The organism is Streptomyces sp. NPDC003697 (assembly GCF_053587115.1).
In genome coordinates this window covers 58457-78398 of sequence record NZ_JBSFNN010000026.1, presented here as the reverse complement: position 1 = coordinate 78398, position 19942 = coordinate 58457, and the positions used below count along the sequence as shown (strand labels likewise).

The window sequence follows — 19942 nt, the reverse complement described above, 5'->3', positions numbered from 1 at the left end:
CAGGAAGCTGTCGGGCGTGTCTTGCCGAATTAGACCTGCCTGGGCAAAGGTGACGTATACGGGAAGCACCTTCCGGGAGGGAAATTCCTCCTTTAGCGGGTCGGCGGGTCGGCGGGTCGGCGGGACCAGCAGGACATCCGTCGGCCTGTTGTCCGCCGACAGGTCGCCCGGGCGGCGGACCAGCAAGAGGGGTCGTTCCGACGGTGTGCTGTTTCCCTGGCGTGGTCTGGGCAGGATCGTCGGCGACTGTGCGCGTGGTCGGCTGTCAGTGGCCAGTTCAGATTCCTCACCGGCAGCCAACTGACGAGGATCCTGGCCACGTCCCCGTCACCTGTCGTGACCACAGGATCGGGACCATACCGGTGACCTCTGTCCGACGAGGCGGTGGCCGACAGCGTCCGCGAAAGCGGCCTGACCGGGCCCGTGGCCACGCGTGCAATGGGCCGCGGAGTCTTCTTCGAGCGGGAGCGTCGCCTGTTACCGCAATCGGTTGAATGCCTGGTCGGCGTCGGCTACAGCCTCGGGGTGGACGTCGCGGGCGGCTCGACCGTCGGCGATCTTCTGCCAATTGGTCCGGGCGAGCACTCGTTGGACCGCGAGTACCTGGGCGGCCAGCAGGCGTGCCTGGATGCCTTCACCGAGGGCGTCCGCCAGTGCCTCCTCGTCCTGGAGCTGATACCGCGTGAGCCGTCCCGCCAGGCTCGGTGTGGTGAACACCAGCCGATGGAACGCCACCACCTCGGAATGATCATTGAGGCCGGTGACGGGGTCGTACCGATCGAGGCAGGCCCGGAAGTGCCGGTGCAGCGCCGTCACCGGCTTGATGCCGGACCTGCGGTCACGTACGACACGTGCCGCTTCGCCCTGGTGGTCCGCAAAGCGGTGCAGCACCAGGTCTTCCTTCGTGGGGAAGTACCGGAAGAGGGTCGGCTTGGAGATCTCGGCCGCCGCGGCGATGTCGTTGACCGAGACACGGTCGAAGCCGTGCTCCAGGAACAGCGAGATGGCCGCGTCGGCGATGGCGTCGCGCGTCCGCTCCTTCTTGCGGGCCCGCAGCCCCGTCGGCTCGTTCACCTGACCACTGTAACATTCGTAACCGAGTTGCCTTTTTAACCGAGTAACGTTTGCATGGGCAGCATGAACCGAACAGACATTGCTCCCGTGCTCGTGACCGGGGCGACGGGACGGGTCGGTCGCCTTGTCGTCGACCAACTCCTCGACGCGGGCGTGCCGGTCCGCGCCCTCACGCATCGCTCCGAGGCGGCGGCGACGCTGCCGGCGAACGTCGAAGCCTTCACCGGCGACCTCACCGTGCCCGAGTCACTCGACCCGGCACTGAACGGCGCCGTTGCGGTCTTCCTCGTCTGGACCGCCCCGCCTCAGACCGCCGGGGCAGTCATCGAGCGGCTGGCGGCCCACGTACGGCGGGTCGTCTTCCTCTCCTCCCCGCACCGGACGCCGCACCCCTTCTTCCAGCAGCCCAATCCCATGGCGGTGCTGCACGCCGACATCGAGCGGCTCATCGCGGCCGCCGGACTCGATTCGACGATCATCCGGCCGGGGATGCTCGCGTCGAATTCGCTGGCCTGGTGGGCGCCCGCGATCCGGGCCGGCGAGGTCGTCCGGTGGCCTCACGGCGCCGCCGAGACGGCACCGGTCGACGACCGCGACGTGGCAGCCGTCGCGGCGCGGACGCTTTATCAGGACGGACACATCGCAGGCGACTACGTCCTCACGGGCCCCGAATCACTGACCCAGGCCGCGCAGGTGGGCGTCATCGGTGACACCCTGGGGCGCCGGATCGCATTCGAGGAGATCGCGCCGGACGAGTTCCGAAGCCTGTCGGAGGCCGCGGCGCCCAGTTCGGTCGTCGACATGCTGCTCGCCGCGTGGAGCGCGGCGGTCGGACAGCCGGCGTACGTCACCACTGCGGTGGCCGACATCCTAGGGACGGCGCCGCGAACGTTTCGCCAGTGGGCCGCCGACCACGCCACCGCGTTCACGGAGGGTTCGTAACCTCGCCGGGCACGCGACCCGCGCCCCGGCCGCAACTCAGGCCCCGGCGCCCCGTCCACCCGGCCGCCGCCCGGATGCAGCGGATCCGGCCACCGGGGCGGCCGCCCTGGTGGCGTCTTCCGCCGCCTCGGGTCCGCCGCGGCCGCACGCTTGACAGTTCACACGGTCCGTGGGGTACTGCGAGTGCGAGGCCGGACGGACAATCGGGGGTGAGTCCCGTGCCGGAGCCGCACTACCCCAGTGTTCCCGAACTGGTCGCCACCGCCCGAGCTTTGGCCCGGCACCGGCCGGGCCTGTGCCGTCTGGAGCAGGTGGGCCTGTCCCGCGCGGGCAGACCCCTGCACCTTCTGTCCGTCGGCCACGCCCGGCGCGCCGTGCTGGTTGTCGCCGGCGCCCACCCCAACGAGCCCGCCGGCGGCTCCGCCCTCCGCGCGCTCGCCCGGCGCGTCGTGGACGAGCCGCAGCTGCGGGCGGACACCTCCTGGCACTTCCTGCTGTGCGCGGACCCGGACGGCGCGAGCCTGCACGTCACCCCGGCCCCGCGCAGCCTTCTCGAGTACCACCTGGGCTTCTTCCGGCCCGCCGGCCCCGAGCAGCCGGAGTGGTCGCCGTCGGTGCTGCCACCCGACCGGCTGCCGCCCGAGACGCGGGCCCTGACCGGGGTCATCGACGCGCTGAGGCCCTACCTGCAGGTGACGCTGCACGGGACCGACCTGGGCGGCAGCTGGGTGCAGCTGACCAGGGACGTCCCCGGACTCGCCGAGCCCTTCGCCAAGTCGGCGGCCGAGCTGCGCATCCCGGTGGAGACGGGCGCGTCGGACGCCGCCGGCTGGCCCGTCTCCGGGCCCGGGGTGCGGGTGATGCCGGCCCCCGGCGCGGACGCGGCGTATCCGAGCCTGCCGGACGACGCCCGCCACAGCACCTGGTTCCACGCCCACCGCTACGGCGGCCTGACGGCGGTCGTGGAGGTGCCTATGTGGGCGAGCGACCTGGTGGACGACCCCGCGCCCCACCCCGCCCCGGAGGCGGCGATACGGCGGCTCGCGCACCGGCTGCTGCAGGACGGCAGGGAGGTGGAGCTGGTCCTCGCCGACGCGCTCCCCCGCCTGGACGGCGCCGGCGGGCCGCTGCTGCGCGCCGCCAGGTGGGGTCTGGGCCTGGTGCCGGGCCTCGCCTCCGACTGGACGCGGACCGCGCCGCCCGACCGGACGATGGCGTACGTCAGCAGCGTGGACGCGTTCGGCCGCCGACTGCCGCTGCGGGCGGCGGCGATGCTGCTGCGGGTGCTGCGGGACGCCGGCGACCGGGCGGCCCCGCGGCTGGAACGGCTCGTGGGCACGTGGAGCGAGGCGTTCGCCGACCACTTCCGTGCCCGGTGGGTGCCCCTGGAGCATCAGGTCGAGCACCAGTGCCGCACGGTCCTCGCCACGGCCCGGCACGCCCGCGAGCAGACGATCTGACGGCGTCCGGCCGCACCGCCGCACGTCCACAGAACCCGCCCCCCCTCCTGCCCTCGCGGTGCGTCGCGGGGCAGCCGGACCGCGCCCGAGACGGCGGCCGGCCGCACCGTCCCACGCCGCTGCGGTCGTCCGCCTGCCCGCCCCCCACTCCCACCCCGCGCCGGCGCGGCCGTCAGCCGTCCAGCGCGAACACCTTTCCGGTGCGCGCCCGCATCACGCAGGCATTGCCGAAGGTCTCCGTGTAGTCCACCGCCCGGCCCTGCCACTCCCCGCGCGCGTGCCCCGTCACGGGCGCGTAGACCATCGAACAGACCCCGTCCGTGCGGGGGATGGTGCGGATGTCGCCGCGCGCCGTCCGCAGCTGCGCGCAGGCCTCGGCCGCGCGGGCGTGCCCCTCCGGCGGGTCGCACAGCAGCAGGGCCTCTCGTGTGGCACCGGAGCGGACGTCGCCGCGGGTGACGGACAGGTACAGCCAGTCGCGCTGGCCGGCGCTCCGGTGTGCCGCGTGGACGGGGACCGATGCCGCGAGCAGGAGGGCGACCGCCGCCGGCAGACCGCGCCGCAGCCTCCTCGTCGTCTCCTTGGTGGTGTGCGTCATTCCCGCTGTATCGGCACGGCGGTCCGGGGGCCCCAGTCCGGCTCACCCGAACGGGAGCAGGCGTGCGGGTGCCGCCCGGCCAGCTCGGCCGCCGCCAGCACCACCCGGGTCTGGAACTCGGCCTGGCGGGCGACCGGTATCCAGCGCGCCCCCATCCCGTCGCGGTACTCGGCGCACCAGGTGTCGACGAGCCGGTCCAGCTCGGGCAGGACACCGGCCGGATCGTGACCCGCGGTCCGTACGAGGCGGTGCAGCAGGCCCGCGGTCCGCAGCGCCAGCCGCCGCCCGGCGATGCGCAGGGCCGCGAGGTGACCGGCGGTCAGCGGCGGGAGCCGGTGCTCCGCGGTGCGGCCGGCGGTGTCGGGGTCCCACGCGTCGGCGAGCCCGGGGCCGACCAGCAGGTAGTCGTCCACGGGAGCGAGCAGGCGGGCCGTGTCCGGCGCGTCCGCGAGGTGGGGGCGGGCCCGGTCCAGGAGCCGCTCCAGCAGCCGGATGTCGTGGCGCAGCGCGCGGCTGACCGAGCGCCGCACCGCGTCCCCGTCCGCGGGCGCGGAGCCGTCCGCCACGGCGGCCACGCCCCACATGGGCGCCTCGACGACCGCGGTCAGCGTGCCGTGCCGGTGCGGGTGGAACCAGGTCGACTCCACGGCCGCCTCCGTGATGGCGGCGGCCAGGCCGCCCCGGCGCGGCGGCGGGATCAGGTACACGGCGGGACCCAGGTGCGGCCAGTACAGGGCGTCGTAGGCGCCGACCTCGCGCGGAATGCCGAGGCGTGCCGCGCTGTGCGCGACGCGCCGCGGCAGGCCGGGCAGGTCGCGGGTCAGCTCGACGAAGCCGCCGCCGACGTCGACGCCGTGCAGGGAGAACTGCAGGGAGGGCCGCAGTTCGTCCTGGAGGTCGAGCAGTGCGCGGGTCTCGGGCAGCGCGGCGGCCGCGGCGCCGTCGGGCAGCCACTCGGGCTGCTCCAGGAAGCCGGGCCGGAAGAAGTCCCTGAAGTACCGGCCGAGGGTGTACGGGCCGGTGAGCCAGCCCTCGTTGCGGCGGGAGCCGTCGGGGTCGAGGCACAGCAGCAGGTTCCAGGTGACGCCGGTGCCCGCGCCGGGGTCGGTGAGGACGCGTTCGGCCAGCCGCAGGGCGGTCGCGCCGCCGACGGGTTCGTTGGCGTGCGGTCCGGCGACGACGAGGGCCTGCCGCTCGCCGTGACCGACGGAGAGCAGCCACAGGGGTGCGCCCGCGCGGGAGATGCCGGCGCGGCGCAGCCGGGCGTCCCCGGGGTGGCGGGCGACGAGTGCGGCCGCGTGGGCACCCAGCTCGTCGACGGACGGGTAACGCAGGAGCGGCGGCAGGGCACACCTCCGATGCGGCGCCGTCGTTTCACCTGCTGTGCAGGCGTACGAACAGTCAGTCACGGCTCATGGAGTACGTCAACACCTCCGGCCGAAAACAGACTTGACCGATCGCCCCCGGTCGCGCCCGGGCCACGGGACGACGAGGGTTCAGTCGGCCGAGAGCCGGAAGGTGACCCGTCCAAAGGCGACCTGGTCGCCCTCGCGGACGACGACCGCGCCGACGACCCGCCGCCCGTTGACGGTGGTGCCGTTGGTGGAGCCGAGATCCCGCAGGATCCACCGCCCGCCCTGACGTCTGAGCTCGGCGTGCACGCGGGAGACCGTGTCGTGGGTCAGCCGCAGCCCGCTGGCGGGGTCGCGTCCTATGCGCAGCGGGTGCGCCGTGCCGGGGTGGGGCAGCAGCAGCTTGGGCAACCGCTCGGCCTGCCAGGCCCTGCGCAGCCGCACGGTGAAGCCGGAGACGGCCTCGACGGTGCCGAACACCAGGCAGATCAGACGGCCCTCGGTGCGCAGGTCCGACGTCAGCGCGGCGAGTTCGTCCGGACGGCGGGCGGCGAGCGCCAGCTCCATGCGCCGCACGAACGTGTCGTGCGACAGCCGGCCCACGGCGACGCCGTCACGCAGCACCTTCAGCGCTTTGTCGCGCTCCGCGTCGGACAACCGCGCGGGGTACGTGTTGAACTCGAAGGACGACGTCACGATGGTGATTGTCTTTCAGCGGACCGAGGGTGTCCAGAAGAGCAGGACAAGGCCGCCGGCCGGGCTCCCGCGGCGACACCGGACGCAAAAAGGCGGATGCCAACGCGGATTGATCGTGTTTGACGCACCATGGACGGGCTACATCACGGTGAGCAGACGAAGGGGAACCGTCCGTGCAGTTCGAGGTGTGGGCACCGCAGGCCGATCGTGTGACGCTCCATTGCGACGGCGCCAGGCGCGCGTTGGAGCGGGATCCGGAGCGGCCGGGATGGTGGACGGGCGAGGCCGAGGCGGGCGACGGCGCGCGGTACGGGTTCGCGCTGGACGACGGTCCGGTGCTGCCGGACCCGCGCTCGCGCCGGCAGCCCGACGGCCCCGACGGGCTGAGCGCGGTCGTCGACCACGCGGGCTACGAGTGGCGGAGCGCCGACTGGCCGGGACGCCCCCTGCCCGGCGCGGTCCTGTACGAGCTGCACGTCGGCACGTACACCCCCGAGGGGACCCTGGAGGCCGCCGCGGAGCGACTGGAGCACCTCGTCGAACTCGGCGTCACGCACGTGGAGCTGATGCCCCTGTGCCCCTTCCCCGGCCGGCACGGCTGGGGGTACGAGGGGGTCTCGCTGTGGGCGGTGCACGAGCCGTACGGCGGACCCGAGGGGCTGAGGCGCTTCGTCGACCGGGCGCACGAACTGGGTCTCGGCGTGGTGCTGGACGTCGTGCACAACCACCTGGGGCCGTCGGGCAACTACCTGCCCCTGTTCGGCCCCTACTTCACGGACACGCACCACACCCCCTGGGGCTCCGCCGTGAACCTGGACGCGCCCGGCTCGGACGAGGTCCGCGCGTTCCTGCTCGGCAGCGCGCTGGCCTGGCTGCGTGACTACCGGATCGACGGGCTGCGGCTGGACGCCGTGCACGCGCTGGTGGACACGCGCGCGTGCCACTTCCTGGAGGAACTGTCGGCGGCGGTGGACGCCCTCGGGGCGAGCCTGGACCGCCCGCTGTTCCTGATCGCCGAGTCGGACCTGAACGACCCGCGGCTCGTCACCCCGCGGGCGGAGAACGGCCTCGGTCTCCACGCGCAGTGGAACGACGACTTCCACCACGCCCTCCACGCGGCCCTGACCGGCGAGTCGCAGGGCTACTACGCCGACTTCGCCCGCGCTCCCCTCGCCGCCGTCGCCAAGACCCTCACGGGCGGCTACTTCCACGACGGGACGTACTCCAGTTTCCGTGGCCGCCACCACGGCCGCCCGCTGGACCGGGGGCGGGTGGCCGGTCACCGGCTTCTCGGCTACAGCCAGACCCACGACCAGGTGGGCAACCGGGCCCAGGGCGACCGCCTGTCGCACCTGCTGTCCTCCTCGCCGGGGCTGCTGGCCTGCGCGGCCACCCTGACGCTGACGGCCCCCTTCACGCCGATGCTGTTCATGGGTGAGGAGTGGGCGGCGGGCACGCCGTGGCAGTTCTTCACCGACCACACCGACCCGGAGCTGGCGGAGGCCGTACGCCGGGGCAGGCGGCGGGAGTTCGCCGAGCACGGCTGGGCCGAGGAGGACGTGCCCGATCCGCAGGATCCGGCGACGCGGGACCGGTCGTGCCTCGACTGGTCCGAACCCGGACGCGAGCCGCACGCGCGGGTGCTGGACTGGTACCGCCGGCTGATCGCCCTGCGCCACGAGCACCCGGACCTCACCGACCCCGACCTGTCCGACACCAAGGTCGCCTTCGACGAGTCGGCCCGCTGGCTCGCCTTCCGGCGCGGGGACGTCCGCGTGGCGGTCAACCTCGGCAAGGAACCCGCGGCGATCCCGCTCGGCAACCGCCCGGCCCGCGTGCTGGCGGCCTGGGAGCCGGTGGACGCCCCGGACGCGGACGGCGTCCTGCACGTCCCGGCGGAGTCGTGCGTGGTGCTGCTGCAGGGCTGACCGGCCCGCGGAGTCCGCGGCAGCGGACGCGGGCCCCCGGCGCACGCGGCTCCGGACGCCCGGGGTCCGTGACAGCGCGCCCGCGGTCCCGCACACCGCACCGCACATGGCCGGCGGGTCGGCAGGCCGCTGCCCGGGGCACGCGGACCACCGGACGGTTCCCGTCGGCGCCGGACGCCCGCCCGGGGGCGGGCCGGTCGACGCGGGGCCGTCCGGCGCCGGGCGGAAGCGACCCGGCGGACGGCAGCGGGGCTCGGGGCGCGCGCAGTGCCGTACGGCCCGCCGCCGCGGGTGCGGCACCACGCCCGCAGTGCCGTACGGCGCGCCGCGGGCGGGTGCGGTGCCGGCTGCCGACCGCAGCGGCCGTCCTCGTCGCGGGGCCCGTCGGTGCGGGTGTGCGGGTACCGGGGCGGTCTCAGGGCCGGCCGCTCGCGGCGTCCCCGTCCTCCCGCAGTTCCGTGACCCGTTCCAGCAGGATCGCCTCCCAGGCGTGGCGCAGCTCGGTCCGCAGCCGCGGCAGCGGGGTGTCGTCGCGGCCCTCCAGGTGGCCGGCGAGGCGCACGACCGTGTCGCAGCGGGCCAGCCACAGGCCCCGCAGACAGGGCCGGGCGCCGTAGCCGGCGAGGGTGGCGGCGCGTACGGCGGCCGGGGATCCCACGGCACGGGCGAGACCGGCGATGTCCTCCGCGGGGTCCCCGACGACCGCGTCCGTCCAGCCGAGGACACCGCGCACCCGGCCGTCGGCGCTCAGCACGAGGTGACCGGCGCTCAGGCGGTGGTGGACGAGGACCGCGCCGCCGGGCTGGGCGGCGAGCTGCACGGCGGCGGGCGGGGCGAGCTGGTTCATCCGTGCGGGGTCGAACTCGTCGGCGGCGCCCAGGCGTCGGGCGGCGTGCAGGGCCATCCGGCGCAGTGCCTCCAGGGAGCGCGGCGCGACCCTCGGCACCCCGAGCGTCCCGGCCTGCCGGACGGGCACCGCGCGCATCCCCGACAAGAGCCCGGCGAGGTCGTCCTCGCCGATCGCGGAGACGTCGTGCTGCTCGGCCGTGCCGCCGGGGATCCTGGTGTCCAGCGTGTAGGTCAGCCCGGGCGCCCACTCCCCGTGGCCGACGCTCGCCGGGACCGCGACCGGCACATGGGGACGGACCAGGTCCCGCAGGCGCAGCTCACGGCGTTGACGGACCGAGCCGTCCCGGTCGGGGGCCAGGCGCAGCACATGGCGGGCACCGACCCACCAGGTGCGGTGCCCGCCCTCGGCGACGGGCCGGACCTCGGGTCCTGCGGCGGTGTCCGCGCCGTCCCGGAGCAGGGTGCGGACCAGTCGGCGGACGCTGTCCGCGGTGGGTGTCGGTGCCTGGGTCATCGTCGCGCCGTGTGGTGAGGAGTGCGTCATGGGAGGGGTGCCGGGCTGCCGGTGGCCCCGGCCGGTCGAGCGGTCGGTCGGTCGGCGGTCAGTCCACTATCACCATCTCGCGGGTCGTGTCGTTCAGGCGGCGGCCGCCGTCCTCGGTCACGGTGACGATGTCCTCGATGCGCACCCCGAAGCGGCCGGGCAGGTAGACGCCGGGCTCCACGGAGAAACACATGCCGGGCACGAGGGGCTGCTCCTCCCCCTCGATCATGTAGGGCGGTTCGTGCGTGGTGACGCCGATGCCGTGGCCGGTGCGGTGGATGAAGTACGCGCCGTACCCGGCGCCGTCGATCACCGCGCGGGCGGCCCGGTCGACCTCCTGGCAGGCGACGCCGGGACGCACCGCCCGGAAGCCCGCCTCCTGGGCCTCCCGCACGAGGTCGTGCACCCGGCGCTCCTCGGCGGTCGGCTCGCCGACGTGGACGGTGCGGGAGGTGTCGGAGCCGTAGCCCTGCCGGAGACCGCCGAAGTCGAGGACCACCATGTCACCGCGTTCGATGACGCGGTCGCCCACCTCGTGGTGCGGGTTGGCGCCGTTGGGCCCCGAGGCGACGATGGTGAAGTCGACCTGGGAGTGCCCGAACCGCCGCAGCAGGGCGGCCAGGTCGGCGGCCACGTCGGATTCGCGCCGTCCGGCGAAGGACACGTTCCGGATCTCCTCGAACGCCGCGTCGGCGGCCGCCCCCGCGGCGGCCAGGAGCTCCAGTTCGGCCGGGTCCTTCACGGCGCGCAGCATGGGCAGCGCCTCGGTGAGGGAGGCGTAGGAGGTGCCGGGCAGCGTTTTCTGCAGCCCCAGCAGGTGCATGGCCCAGGCGTTGTCGCTGACGCCGAACCGGCCCCGGTCGTCGAGGAGGGGGGCCGTGACGGCGTAGGGGTCCTTGCCGTCGGTCCAGTCGCGCAGGGTCAGGGCCCCGGCGCCCGCCGCCTTCGCCGCGTCGGGGGCCTCCAGCGTGGGGACGACGAGGACGGGGTCGCGGCCGGCGGCCAGGACCAGCAGCGTGAGCCGCTCGGTGTCGGCGGGGGGCGCGTAGCCGGTCAGCCACGCGAGGTCGGGCCCCGGCGCCACGAGCAGCCCGGCCAGCCCGGCGTCGGCGGCCGCCCGGGCGGCGCGCTCCATCCGGGCCCTGTAGTCGTCGACGGTGAAGGGCGCGGGTGTGCTGCCGGTCATCCGGGCCTCCGGGTGCGGTGGGCGGGACGGGATCAAGGCTACGCGCAGCATCCTGCCCGGCTGAGAGGGGCAACGCGAGCCGGTCGGCGGTGCGGGCCCGGTCCGGCCGGCCGCGAGCGGCCCGGCCAGTGGTCTCCCGGCCCGCCCAGGTCCGCGAACGCGCCGTCATCACCGGCTCGCCCGCGCCCCGCGCCGGGGTCGGCACCACGAGCCACGAACGAGTGAGGCCGGTTGCCGGCACATGACGGGGAGGGCGGCCGACGGTCCCGGACGGCGCCGCGCCGGTGACCGCCGTGCCCGCGTGACCGCGCTGACGCGGTGACGCGGTGAGTCCGGCGGGCGCCTGCCCTGGCCACGCGTCCGGCGGTCTCCTGAACGGCACCGCTCAGGGCGTCGTCCGGGAGACCGGCCGAGGCGCGTTCGTGTGCCCGGGTCAGCCCACCGGCAGGGCGGGCGGCCGGTTCGGGAGGAAGCCGTGGGCGCGCCGGGACAGCCACTCGGCCTTGTAACGGTCCACCGAGCGATGCCAGTTGAGGATGCCGGCGAGCCAGTTCTGCAGGTCGGCGACATACCCCCGCATGATCTCGCGGGCCTCCCGCGACAGCTCGAAGTCGTCGTACACGACCGGCAGTTCATGGGCGAGGACGTGCTCGAACTGCCGCATGCGGCCGGTCATCAGATCGTCGACGACGGACAGCGCGGCCGGGTAGTCGATGCCGAAGAAAGTCTGCACGACGAGGACGGCGTTGTGGATCTCACCCTCGTACTCGATCTCCTTCTGGTACGAGAACACGTCGTTGAGCAGGCAGGCGTAGTCCATGGCCGCGTTCTCCAGGGACCGGACCGGACCGCTGCGGTACACCTCGGGCGGGACGGCGGGACCGTGGCCCATCCGGCACAGGCTCAGTGTCAGGTCCGAGCCGAAGGTGGCGCGTCGCATCTCCAGGTAGTCGACCGGGTCGGGGACGCGGTGGTGCAGCTGGTTGGACAGTTCCCACACCCAGCTCTCGGTCATCGTGTCGATCGCGCGTTTGAAGGTGCCCCGCCGGCCGGGGGTCATCCGGGCCGTCGTCCGCGCCCACAGGTCGGTCAGCGCGCGCTCCATGGCGTTGACGGGGACGACCGCTTCCTCACCGTCCACCGGCATGCACGCCGACAGACGGGCCGTGGTCAGCCGTGCGGCGGCCAGGTCGCGGCGGTGCCCGTACACGAGCGGGTAGTAGTCGTCGCCGTAGGTGCCGAAGGCGAGCCACTGCGCGCTCAGTTCCAGCTCCTCGACGGTGGCGTCGGGGTCCAGGCCCGCCGAGCAGAGCGCGAGGTCGTAGGCGCGCAGCTTGTCCTCGTCCCAGACGCCCTCCTGCAGGATGCCCGTGCGGTGGCACCACGTGGTGAGGGCGCCGCGGGCGGCGTCCAGGTGCGGGCTGAGCCGGAGCGGGAACGGCATGCGGAACTCCGGCAGCAGGGACGGTCCGACCCGCTGGTACGGCACGTGCGTGTGGGCGCGCAGGCGCCGTTCACCACCCGCGGCGGCGAGCAGCGCGCCGACGTCGGCGGCGTGGGTGCCGGGCCCGGCCGGGCGCTGCCACGGAGAACCGGCCGGACGGGCCCGCTCGTTCATGTACCGGCTGGAGCGCAGGTGCCACTCGTGGCCGCCGGACTGCCAGTCCTGCAGGCCCTTGGTGTACGCGGCGACCGCCGCGACCTCGCCGGGGGTGAGACCCTTGTCCAGGGCCAGCGCGGGCACTTCGGTGAGCGCGGTGTGCTCGAACTGGTGCAGACGCGAGGTGAGGACGTCGTTGACGGTGTCGGCGGCCTCCTGGGTGGTGCAGCCGAAGAACCTCTCCAGCACCAGCACGCCGTTGCTCAGCTCGCCCTCGTCCTCCACCTCCCGCTGGTAGGAGAACAGGTCGTTGCGCAGGTGCACGGCGTCGGAGAACGTCTCCATCAGCACCCTGAGCGGCCGCGATCCGGCGACGGACGCGGGGACCTCGGCGGTCGCGTACTCCACGAGCCCGGCCGACCAGGGCGCGCCGCCGACCTTGCGGCGCATCTCGATGTACTCGACGGGGTTGGCGATCCGCCCCTCGTTGATGTTGGACAGCTCCCACAGGGACTCGTTGAGCAGGTGCTCGGTGGACACGGCGAACCGCCGCAGCCAGGCGGCCGACATGGACGGCACCGTGCGCGCCCACAGGTCGGCCAGGCCCGCCTCGACCGGGTTCTGCGGCTCCGGGACGGGTGTGGCCGGGTCCAGCGGCATGAACAGCGGCAGCCGGTCCAGGTACGCCTTGCCGCCGGCGCGGTCCTGGCTGCGCTTGAAGGTCTCCAGGAAGTGGTCGTCGAAGAAGAAGACCCACACGTACCAGTCGGTGACGAGTGACAGGGCGGCCCCGTCGCAGTCGGGGTGGGTGTAGGCGCAGAGCAGTCCGTAGTCGTGCGCGTCGAGGTCGGCCTGCTCCCAGATTCCGGAGCCCTCCAGCATGCCCATCTCGCGGGCCCAGCGGGTCGAGTGGGCGCGGGCCTCGTCGAGGTGCGGGTTCAGCCGCGCCGGGTACGGCATGTAGAAGTGCGGGAGCTCGAAGGGCTGCTGCGTCATGGCCGGGCCCTACCCGTGGGCCGTTCGGGCCATCCGCGCACCCGGAGCCCATCACACCATCGCGTGAACCACCACGCCGAGCCCCGACGGACCGTGTGCCCACGGTCCGGCCCGGAGCAGCGTGTGGGTGCCGCTGGTGCACCGGCGCCCCTCCCCGGCGGCGGTCAGTGCGGTCCCGGTGTCCGTGTCCAGGCCGGTGACCACGCCGGACTCGGTGACACGCAGAGCGGCGACGGGCCCGGGGAAGCAGGCGGTCGCCCAACGCGCCTCGCCGTACCGGCGCGGGTCACACGCCGCCGATCTCCCGCTCCAGCTGGGTGGCGAGCGCGAGATAGGGCGGACGCCGGTGCACCGGCACCAGTCCGCGGATCAGGATGTGCCACATCTCCGCGGTCCTGCGGGGCAGCCGGGCGACCGGTTCCAGTGGCCGGCCGGCGACCCGCGTGCCGACGAAGAAGCAGACCAGGGAGTGCGCCACGGCGTGGACGTCGGTGTCCGGGTGGATGTCCGACTCCTTGACCGCGCCGAAAAGCCCGCGCGTGGCGATCTCGAGCCACTCGGTGAACGGGTGCCGCAGCGGGGGCTGCACCGGGACTCCCCCGAGGGCCAGCCGCAGGCCGGCCCGGGTGATGGGGCCCTCGACGGAGAGCCGGGTGAGCGCGAAGGTGACGCGCATCAGCGATTCCAGCGACGAACAGCCGCGTCCGCGCGCCTCGCTGGCCACGCGGCGCGAGGCCTGGGACTGCAGCGCCATGATCGCGTGCGCCAGGTCCTCCTTGGCCGCGAAGTGGAAGTACAGCGCACCCTTGGTGACCTGGGCGTGCTCGACGATGTCGCTGAGGCTCGTTCTCTCGTAGCCGTGCCGGTCGAAGAGGTCGGCGGCGGCCGTGATGATGGTCGCGCGGGTCTGCTCGGCGCGTAACTGCCTCGCCATCGACAGGACACTCCCGGGGCTGCAAAGAACGGGGCATGCCGTTTGTTTCTCACTCGGGGTACACGATAACTCACCTGTCTGCCGCAGCCACCCCGCCCGCGACGACGACCGCGTCGTCCCGGACGCCCGCCGGGGCGCGGCTCCGGGCCCGAAGCGGCGGGGGACCTGGGCATTGCCGCCGGCCCAGCTCCGAAGGCCGGGGCCGACCGGGGACGGGAGCAGGCACGAGGGGTATCCGGGGACCACGTCCGGCGGGTGGCCCGGCGGCAGGGCGTGAGGGCGGCGCGTCCGGGCGGTGACCGAACGCCGACTGAACAAACGGGTTGCGCGGTATCCTGGCGCCCACTGCCGACCCGGCCGGTGAGCGTGGTCCGGCGGCCGCCGGGCCGCGGGCGTGCCGGCGGGGCGGGGCGGCCGTCCGATCGCTGGGCGCGGCCGGTGACGGCCCGGGCTGCCGGACTTCGGGCATGGCTCTCCCTGGTTCCCCGGAAGGCCGTGCCGGGCGGCAGGCGCCCCCGCGGTGAGCGCTAGAGTACGAGCCGACCGGTTTGTTTTTCAATGAGACCGGGTGGTCCGGACCCGCGCGTGGCCGGCCCGGCGCACGGGCGGGAACCGGCCGGCCCCGGCAGTGGAAGGGTTCTCGTGGCGAAGCAGGAGCGCGCCATCAGGACGCGCAGGGCGATCCTGGAAGCGGCTGGCGCCGTGTTCGACGAGCACGGCTACACCTCCACCACCATCGCCATGGTGCTGGAACGGGCCGACGTCACCAAGGGCGCCCTGTACTTCCACTTCCCCTCGAAGGAGTCCCTCGCCCAGGCGGTGCTGGACGAGCAGGTGCCGTTCGGGGCCGTTCCCCCGCAGCCGTGCAAGCTGCAGGAGATCATCGACATGACGTTCGTGGTCGCCCAGCGGCTCCTGCGGGACGCCCTGCTGAGGGGCAGCGTCCGGCTGACCGTCGATCAGTGCGCGCCGCCCGGCGTCGACCACACCGGGCCGTTCCGGCAGTGGGGCGAACGCCTCATGGCGCTGATGGGGCAGGCCCGGGAGCAGGGCGAGTTGCTGCCCACCGTCGAGCCCCGGGACACGGTGGAGCTGCTGGTCGGCTCCTTCGCCGGGATCCAGCTCATGTCCCGGGCGCTGACCGGCCGCGGCGACCTGGGGCACCGCATTTCCGTGCTGTGGGGCCACATCCTGCCGAGCATCGCCGTGCCGGGCCTGCTCCTCTCGCTCGACACCGCGCCCGACCGGGGCACCCGCGTCCTGGCCGCCCTCGACCGGGCGGAGGACTGAGCCGTGATCCTGCTGACCGGTGCGACCGGCACCGTCGGCCGGCTGGTGGCGCGCCGGCTGGCCGGCGTGGCACCGCTGCGCCTGCTCACCCGCGACCCCCGGCGGGTCACCGCACCCGCGGGCGCGGAGGTGGTGGCGGGCGACTTCGGTGATCCGGACAGCCTCACGCGGGCGCTGACGGGGGTGCGGTCGGCGCTGCTGGTCACGGCGGACCCGCTGGCCCCCGCCCAGGACGGGAACTTCGTGACGGCGGCACGGGCGGCCGGTGTGCGCCATGTGGTGAAGCTGTCCGCCCTGGCGGTGGCCGACGAGGGGGCCACCGACCTGGTCACCGCGTGGCAGCGGGCCAACGAGCGGCTGCTGCGGGACGCGGGTCTGTCGTGGACCGTGCTGCGCCCGCGCGCCTTCATGTCGAACACCCTGGGCTGGGCGCGCTCGGTCCGCGAGGAGGGCGTGGTGCGCGCGGCCGACGGCGACGTGGTGAACGCGACGGTGGATCCGCGGGACGTCGCCGAGGTGGCGGCGGCCGCCCTGCTCGACCCGGACGGTCACGCGGGCCGGATCCTGCCCCTCACGGGGCCGGAGGCGATCAGCCCCCGCAGCCAGGCGGCCGTGCTCGCCGGCGTCCTCGAACGCCCCGTGCGGTTCATCGCGTTGACGCCCGAGGAGGCGTACGCGGCGCTGCGCACCCGCTACCCGGCGCCCCTCGCCGACGCCCTGTCCGAGAGCGCGGCCCGCGCACGGGCCGGGGCGAAGACCCGCGTGGACGCGACGGTCGGGAGCGTGCTCGGCCGGCCCGCGCGGAGCTACCGGCAGTGGGCCGAGGACCACAGGGCGGCGTTCGGCGGCTGACGCCTGTACGGGCGGGCGCCGGCGGGACGCACCCGTTGAACGCCCGGCACCTCTCCGCCGTACTGCACGGAACACATCTGTTCCCGCGCCCGCCGAGGAGACGTTGCGGATGACCCGGACCCGGACGACCGCATCCCTGAGGGTCACCGGTGCCGCCATGGCGGCGTCGGCCCTGCTCACGCTCTGGGCGGCGGTGCCCGCCCGGGCGCACGGCGCGCCGACGGATCCGGTCAGCCGCGTGGTGGCCTGCTCACCCGACGGGGGCGGCGCGGCCCGCTCGGCGGCCTGCCGGGCGGCGGTGGCGGCGAACGGCGCCCCGTTCACGGCATGGGACAACCTGCGGGTCGCCGACGTCCGCGGCCGGGACCGCGAGGTGATTCCGGACGGCCGCCTGTGCAGCGGCGGCCTGCCCGCCTACAGGGGCCTCGACCTGGCCCGCTCCGACTGGCCGTCGACCCGGCTGGCAGCGGGAGCGAGGCTCACCCTGACCTACGCCTCGACGATTCCGCACGAGGGCACGTTCAGGCTCTACCTGACGAAACCGGGCTACGACCCCGCGAAGCCGCTGACCTGGTCGGACCTGCCGGCCCGGCCCTTCGCCGAGGTGACGGACCCGCAGCTGACGCGCGGCGCCTACCATCTGCGGGCCACCCTGCCCGCCGACCGGACCGGCCGCCATGTGCTGTTCACCGTCTGGCAGAACAGCAGTACCCCGGACACGTACTACTCCTGCTCCGACGTGGTGTTCCAGCAGCCCGCCGCGGCGGGCGGCGGTGCGCGCGGGACGGCGGACGGCACCGGGAAGGCACCGTCGGGCGGCAGCGAAGGGACGGCGTCCGCGCGACCGGCGCCGGGCGGCGTGAGCCCCTCGGCCGCCGGCGACCGCACCTCGGCGCCCGCCGGACGCGCCTCCGGGGACCCGGCACGGGCCGGGGACGCGGTCGCCGGCAGCACTCCGGTGGCCTCCACGGCCGGCGGCACCGGCTCGGGGCCCGCCACGCCGGTGCTGGCGGGCGGCGCCGCGGCGGTGCTGGTGCTCACCGGGGGCGCCGCCCTGGTCCTGCGTCTGCGTCGACGCTGAACCCCGTTGCCGGCCGGGTCAGTTGACGTAGACGGCGGCCCCCGCGTCGGTCACCGGCGCGTACTTGGCGGTGAAGTAGCCGTTGGCGAAGCACAGCGACGAGCCGGAGATCTTCGTGAACTGCTGGTTGGTGAAGCTGATGCTGTTGTCGGCGTTGTCGGTCCTGCCGCTCATGCTCGGAGCCCGGTAGACGCAGGTGACACTGCCGAGCAGGGTGCGCAGTTTGACCGTCGTCTGGATGGTCGAGCCGCCGGCCGGTGTCACGGTCAGGGTGCCGTCCGAGGCGACGGTCGTGGTGTACGGCAGGTTGTCGACCGTGATGCCGTTGACGCCGAGCACCCCGGTGACGTTGCTGCTGCAGCTGGCGCTGTCGAAGGTGTGCCCGGTCAGCGACTCCGTGGCCGTTCCGGGTGCGGCGGGGTTGTCGGTGACGGTGGCGGTGAACGCCGACGAGCCGCAGGACACTCCGCTGGTGCCCGTCGCGCTGGAGTAGAACGTGGCGTGGGTGCCGCTCGCCAGGGAGGCGGTGAGCACGTCGCCGACGGCGACGGCGGCACCACCGCTGCCGCCGGTGGTGAGCACCGGGTCGGGGGCCGCGGAGGCGGGGACGACCGCGGGGAGCGAGAGTGCGGTGGCCGCGGCGGCCAGGGTGAGGAAGGAACGCGTACGCATGCGGGTACCTCGTTTCTGAAGTGGGGTCAGGAGGTGCCGTCGTTGCTGTCCGCCGTCACCGCCGTCACGCCCTTCTTGCCACGCGGCGGACGGGATGCGGCGGCCTGCCGGTGGCCGGGGCCCGGGGGGAGGGCGCCCGGCCCGGCCCGGCCGGGAGGAGAACCGGTGCGAAACGGCCCGCACGGGACGCGGTGCACCGGTGCGGCGCTGATCACGGGATCCGGGCGCGGCGCCGTGCGGGAGCACGCCGCGGGAAAGAGGAATCCGGGAAGGGTGCGCGGCCGTGCCGCGCGGCGGATCCGGCGCCACGGATCCGGGAGACAGGCAGAGTTGTAGACCCGGGATTCGACCGGCGTCAAGGCGGCGGACCGAAGAAGGCGGGCCGGCCGAGCCCTGCGCCAGGCCGCCCGTGGGAGGTGTCGCCACAGGTGGCCCACACTCCGCACCTTTCTTTCACGCACACCTTGAATTCGAATGTAACCCCCGGTAACTTCGCTCGCAGTTACCGTCGCGTAACGAGAAAGCCCTTGCACCCTCCGGGAGGTGCGAGGGGCGCGTGCCGCAGCCGCTGTCCGCGCCAGGACAACGGGCCCTGAACCCGATCAGCATTGACTATGCCTGGGAGCAGACATGGCCTCGTCCCCGGACGTCACCCCGTCCGCCGGCAACACCCCCGAAAGACCGGAAAGCGTTCTCCCCACCGAAACGCCCGAAGCGGGCACCACCGGGGCCGCTCACGCCGCGGACCGGGGCGGCCGGGTGCGGCTGCGCCGCGCCGCGGTGCCGGCCGTGCCGGCCACCCTGGTCGCCGCGGCGCTGGCGGTCCTCACCGCGCAGGGTGCGTTGGGCGTGCAGTTCGCGATCTCCGGGATGGCCTTCACGGTGACCGCCACCGAACTGAACGGCACCGGCTTCGAGCAGTTCGGCGCCCTGGACAACATGGCCGAGGACAGCCCCAACGCGGGCGACACCGGCGGCCAGGTGCTGACGGTGACCTCCGCGATCAAGAAGGCCACGCTCACCAAGCTGTGCCAGAGCGTCGACCTCGGCGGCACGAACCTGGTCATCAGAGCGGGCAGCGGCAAGGACAAGGTGAGGGCGACCGACCTCACGACCGACTCGACGGAACTGTCGGGCAACGCCTCGTTCCGCAACATCGAGATCGGCAACGACGCGAGCACGCTGACGAAGGCCGGAGTGCAGGGCCCCACGGGCATGTTCAGTCAGCAGGCGGACACCGTGCACATCGGTGACCTGCGGCAGACCAACTACGCCACGACGGCCGGGGTGTTCAAGCTGCCCGGGCTGAAGCTGGGGTTCGGCGAGACGGGCTGCTGAGCACATGCCGGACGCCGGACGACACGAGACCCCGGGCACACCGCGCCCGGGACCGCGGAGCACCTTCCGCAGGTGGCGGGCCCACCGTCCGTTCTGGGGCGGGCTGCTGCTCACACTGGGCGGGGCCGAGATCCTGCTCACCGAGAAGGCGTCGCTGAAAGTGATCCTGCACATCGGCATGCAGGGTCTGGCCGGCTACCTGCTGCCCACGCTGATGGTCCTGTGCGGTCTGCTGATCCTCTTCAGCCCGGCCCAGCGACTGTTCTACTCCCTCACCGGCGTGCTGCTCTCCCTGGGCAGCTGGGTCACGTCCAACCTGGGCGGCTTCTTCGTCGGTCTCCTCCTCGGGGTGACCGGCAGCTGCCTGACCTTCGGCTGGCTCCCGGACCAGGAGCCGCGCCGCGGGCGGCGCCGGCGGCGCGCGGAGGTTCGCCGGCCCGCCGCGACCGGGTGACGCCGGAACCCGCGGACGAAGACGAACCAGGGGATCGGGGGACGGGGGGCGGCGACCCGTGGGACGGCCGTGCCGGTGGCCCCACGAGGTGCGGCC

17 protein-coding genes are annotated in these 19942 nt (G+C 74.1%); 8 read left to right on the top strand and 9 right to left on the bottom strand.

Going from position 1 to position 19942, the window contains the following annotated elements; all coding sequences use genetic code 11:
- Window positions 1–477 precede the first annotated feature (477 nt).
- The gene (locus ACWDNY_RS13775; RefSeq protein ID WP_451645936.1) at window positions 478–1074 is read right to left on the bottom strand and encodes a TetR/AcrR family transcriptional regulator; all 597 of its coding nucleotides are present in this window, start codon (window positions 1072–1074) and stop codon (window positions 478–480) included.
- A gap of 63 nt (window positions 1075–1137) precedes the next feature.
- On the opposite strand from ACWDNY_RS13775, the gene ACWDNY_RS13770 reads away from it, so the two are divergent.
- Both ACWDNY_RS13770 and ACWDNY_RS13765 read left to right on the top strand, forming a co-directional pair.
- Window positions 1138–2016 carry an NAD(P)H-binding protein gene (locus ACWDNY_RS13770; RefSeq protein WP_451645935.1) on the top strand — a complete coding sequence of 293 codons (879 nt, stop codon included), beginning with the start codon at window positions 1138–1140 and terminating at the stop codon, window positions 2014–2016.
- A 209-nt stretch (window positions 2017–2225) separates the two neighbouring features.
- Window positions 2226–3476: a M14 family zinc carboxypeptidase gene (locus ACWDNY_RS13765; RefSeq protein ID WP_451645934.1), complete on the top strand. Its 1251-nt coding sequence runs from the start codon at window positions 2226–2228 to the stop codon at window positions 3474–3476.
- 172 nt (window positions 3477–3648) lie between these two features.
- On the opposite strand, the gene ACWDNY_RS13760 is transcribed toward ACWDNY_RS13765, so the two are convergent.
- The 3 genes from ACWDNY_RS13760 to ACWDNY_RS13750 form a co-directional block, all read right to left on the bottom strand.
- Entirely contained in the window at window positions 3649–4074 is a 426-nt protein-coding gene (locus tag ACWDNY_RS13760; protein WP_451645933.1) for an SSI family serine proteinase inhibitor, read from the bottom strand.
- On the bottom strand, window positions 4071–5483 hold the full coding sequence (locus ACWDNY_RS13755; protein ID WP_451645932.1) for a M14 family zinc carboxypeptidase: 1413 nt from the start codon (window positions 5481–5483) through the stop codon (window positions 4071–4073). The genes ACWDNY_RS13760 and ACWDNY_RS13755 overlap by 4 nt, the downstream gene beginning before the upstream one ends.
- An 87-nt stretch (window positions 5484–5570) precedes the next feature.
- The gene (locus tag ACWDNY_RS13750) at window positions 5571–6122 is read right to left on the bottom strand and encodes an FHA domain-containing protein (RefSeq protein ID WP_451645931.1); all 552 of its coding nucleotides are present in this window, start codon (window positions 6120–6122) and stop codon (window positions 5571–5573) included.
- Window positions 6123–6295: 173 nt separating this feature from the next.
- Here ACWDNY_RS13750 and treZ point away from each other — a divergent pair, with 173 nt between their 5' ends.
- Window positions 6296–8050, top strand: a complete 1755-nt coding sequence (treZ, locus tag ACWDNY_RS13745; RefSeq protein WP_451645930.1) for a malto-oligosyltrehalose trehalohydrolase — start codon at window positions 6296–6298, stop codon at window positions 8048–8050.
- A gap of 415 nt (window positions 8051–8465) precedes the next feature.
- On the opposite strand, the gene ACWDNY_RS13740 is transcribed toward treZ, so the two are convergent.
- From ACWDNY_RS13740 to ACWDNY_RS13725, 4 genes are all read right to left on the bottom strand, one after another.
- A complete protein-coding gene (locus tag ACWDNY_RS13740) occupies window positions 8466–9413 on the bottom strand; it encodes a phosphotransferase family protein (RefSeq protein WP_451645929.1) in 948 nt (315 codons plus the stop codon).
- Window positions 9414–9501: 88 nt separating this feature from the next.
- Window positions 9502–10629: a M24 family metallopeptidase gene (locus tag ACWDNY_RS13735; RefSeq protein WP_451645928.1), complete on the bottom strand. Its 1128-nt coding sequence runs from the start codon at window positions 10627–10629 to the stop codon at window positions 9502–9504.
- Between the two features lie 433 nt (window positions 10630–11062).
- A complete protein-coding gene (gene cyc2 / locus ACWDNY_RS13730) occupies window positions 11063–13225 on the bottom strand; it encodes a germacradienol/geosmin synthase Cyc2 (RefSeq protein ID WP_451645927.1) in 2163 nt (720 codons plus the stop codon).
- Window positions 13226–13511: 286 nt separating this feature from the next.
- Window positions 13512–14159 (bottom strand): ScbR family autoregulator-binding transcription factor, encoded by a 648-nt coding sequence (locus ACWDNY_RS13725; RefSeq protein WP_451645926.1) that lies wholly within the window; start codon window positions 14157–14159, stop codon window positions 13512–13514.
- A 642-nt stretch (window positions 14160–14801) separates the two neighbouring features.
- Between ACWDNY_RS13725 and ACWDNY_RS13720 the strand changes: the two genes are divergently transcribed.
- The 3 genes from ACWDNY_RS13720 (at window position 14802) to ACWDNY_RS13710 (ending at window position 17382) form a co-directional block, all read left to right on the top strand.
- Window positions 14802–15449, top strand: coding sequence for a ScbR family autoregulator-binding transcription factor (locus ACWDNY_RS13720; protein ID WP_451645925.1), 648 nt, complete (start codon window positions 14802–14804; stop codon window positions 15447–15449).
- 3 nt (window positions 15450–15452) lie between these two features.
- Window positions 15453–16301, top strand: coding sequence for an NAD(P)H-binding protein (locus ACWDNY_RS13715; RefSeq protein ID WP_451645924.1), 849 nt, complete (start codon window positions 15453–15455; stop codon window positions 16299–16301).
- Between the two features lie 109 nt (window positions 16302–16410).
- A complete protein-coding gene (locus ACWDNY_RS13710; protein WP_451645923.1) occupies window positions 16411–17382 on the top strand; it encodes a lytic polysaccharide monooxygenase in 972 nt (323 codons plus the stop codon).
- Window positions 17383–17400: 18 nt separating this feature from the next.
- Here ACWDNY_RS13710 and ACWDNY_RS13705 read toward each other — a convergent pair whose 3' ends face one another.
- Entirely contained in the window at window positions 17401–18054 is a 654-nt protein-coding gene (locus ACWDNY_RS13705; protein ID WP_451645922.1) for a Tat pathway signal sequence domain protein, read from the bottom strand.
- 630 nt (window positions 18055–18684) lie between these two features.
- On the opposite strand from ACWDNY_RS13705, the gene ACWDNY_RS13700 reads away from it, so the two are divergent.
- On the top strand, window positions 18685–19392 hold the full coding sequence (locus ACWDNY_RS13700; protein WP_451645921.1) for a DUF6230 family protein: 708 nt from the start codon (window positions 18685–18687) through the stop codon (window positions 19390–19392).
- A gap of 4 nt (window positions 19393–19396) precedes the next feature.
- Window positions 19397–19846, top strand: a complete 450-nt coding sequence (locus ACWDNY_RS13695) for a DUF6114 domain-containing protein (RefSeq protein ID WP_451645920.1) — start codon at window positions 19397–19399, stop codon at window positions 19844–19846.
- Window positions 19847–19942 lie beyond the last annotated feature (96 nt).

Excerpts from the sequence above, each read along its gene's own strand:
- ACWDNY_RS13770 (WP_451645935.1), top strand. The coding sequence starts at position 1,138 with ATGAACCGAACAGACATTGCTCCCGTGCTCGTGACCGGGGCGACGGGA.
- ACWDNY_RS13760 (WP_451645933.1), bottom strand. The coding sequence starts at position 4,074 with ATGACGCACACCACCAAGGAGACGACGAGGAGGCTGCGGCGCGGTCTG.
- ACWDNY_RS13740 (WP_451645929.1), bottom strand. The coding sequence starts at position 9,413 with ATGACCCAGGCACCGACACCCACCGCGGACAGCGTCCGCCGACTGGTC.
- ACWDNY_RS13735 (WP_451645928.1), bottom strand. The coding sequence starts at position 10,629 with ATGACCGGCAGCACACCCGCGCCCTTCACCGTCGACGACTACAGGGCC.
- cyc2 (WP_451645927.1), bottom strand. The coding sequence starts at position 13,225 with ATGACGCAGCAGCCCTTCGAGCTCCCGCACTTCTACATGCCGTACCCG.
- ACWDNY_RS13725 (WP_451645926.1), bottom strand. The coding sequence starts at position 14,159 with ATGGCGAGGCAGTTACGCGCCGAGCAGACCCGCGCGACCATCATCACG.
- ACWDNY_RS13710 (WP_451645923.1), top strand. The coding sequence starts at position 16,411 with ATGACCCGGACCCGGACGACCGCATCCCTGAGGGTCACCGGTGCCGCC.
- ACWDNY_RS13705 (WP_451645922.1), bottom strand. The coding sequence starts at position 18,054 with ATGCGTACGCGTTCCTTCCTCACCCTGGCCGCCGCGGCCACCGCACTC.
- ACWDNY_RS13700 (WP_451645921.1), top strand. The coding sequence starts at position 18,685 with ATGGCCTCGTCCCCGGACGTCACCCCGTCCGCCGGCAACACCCCCGAA.
- ACWDNY_RS13695 (WP_451645920.1), top strand. The coding sequence starts at position 19,397 with ATGCCGGACGCCGGACGACACGAGACCCCGGGCACACCGCGCCCGGGA.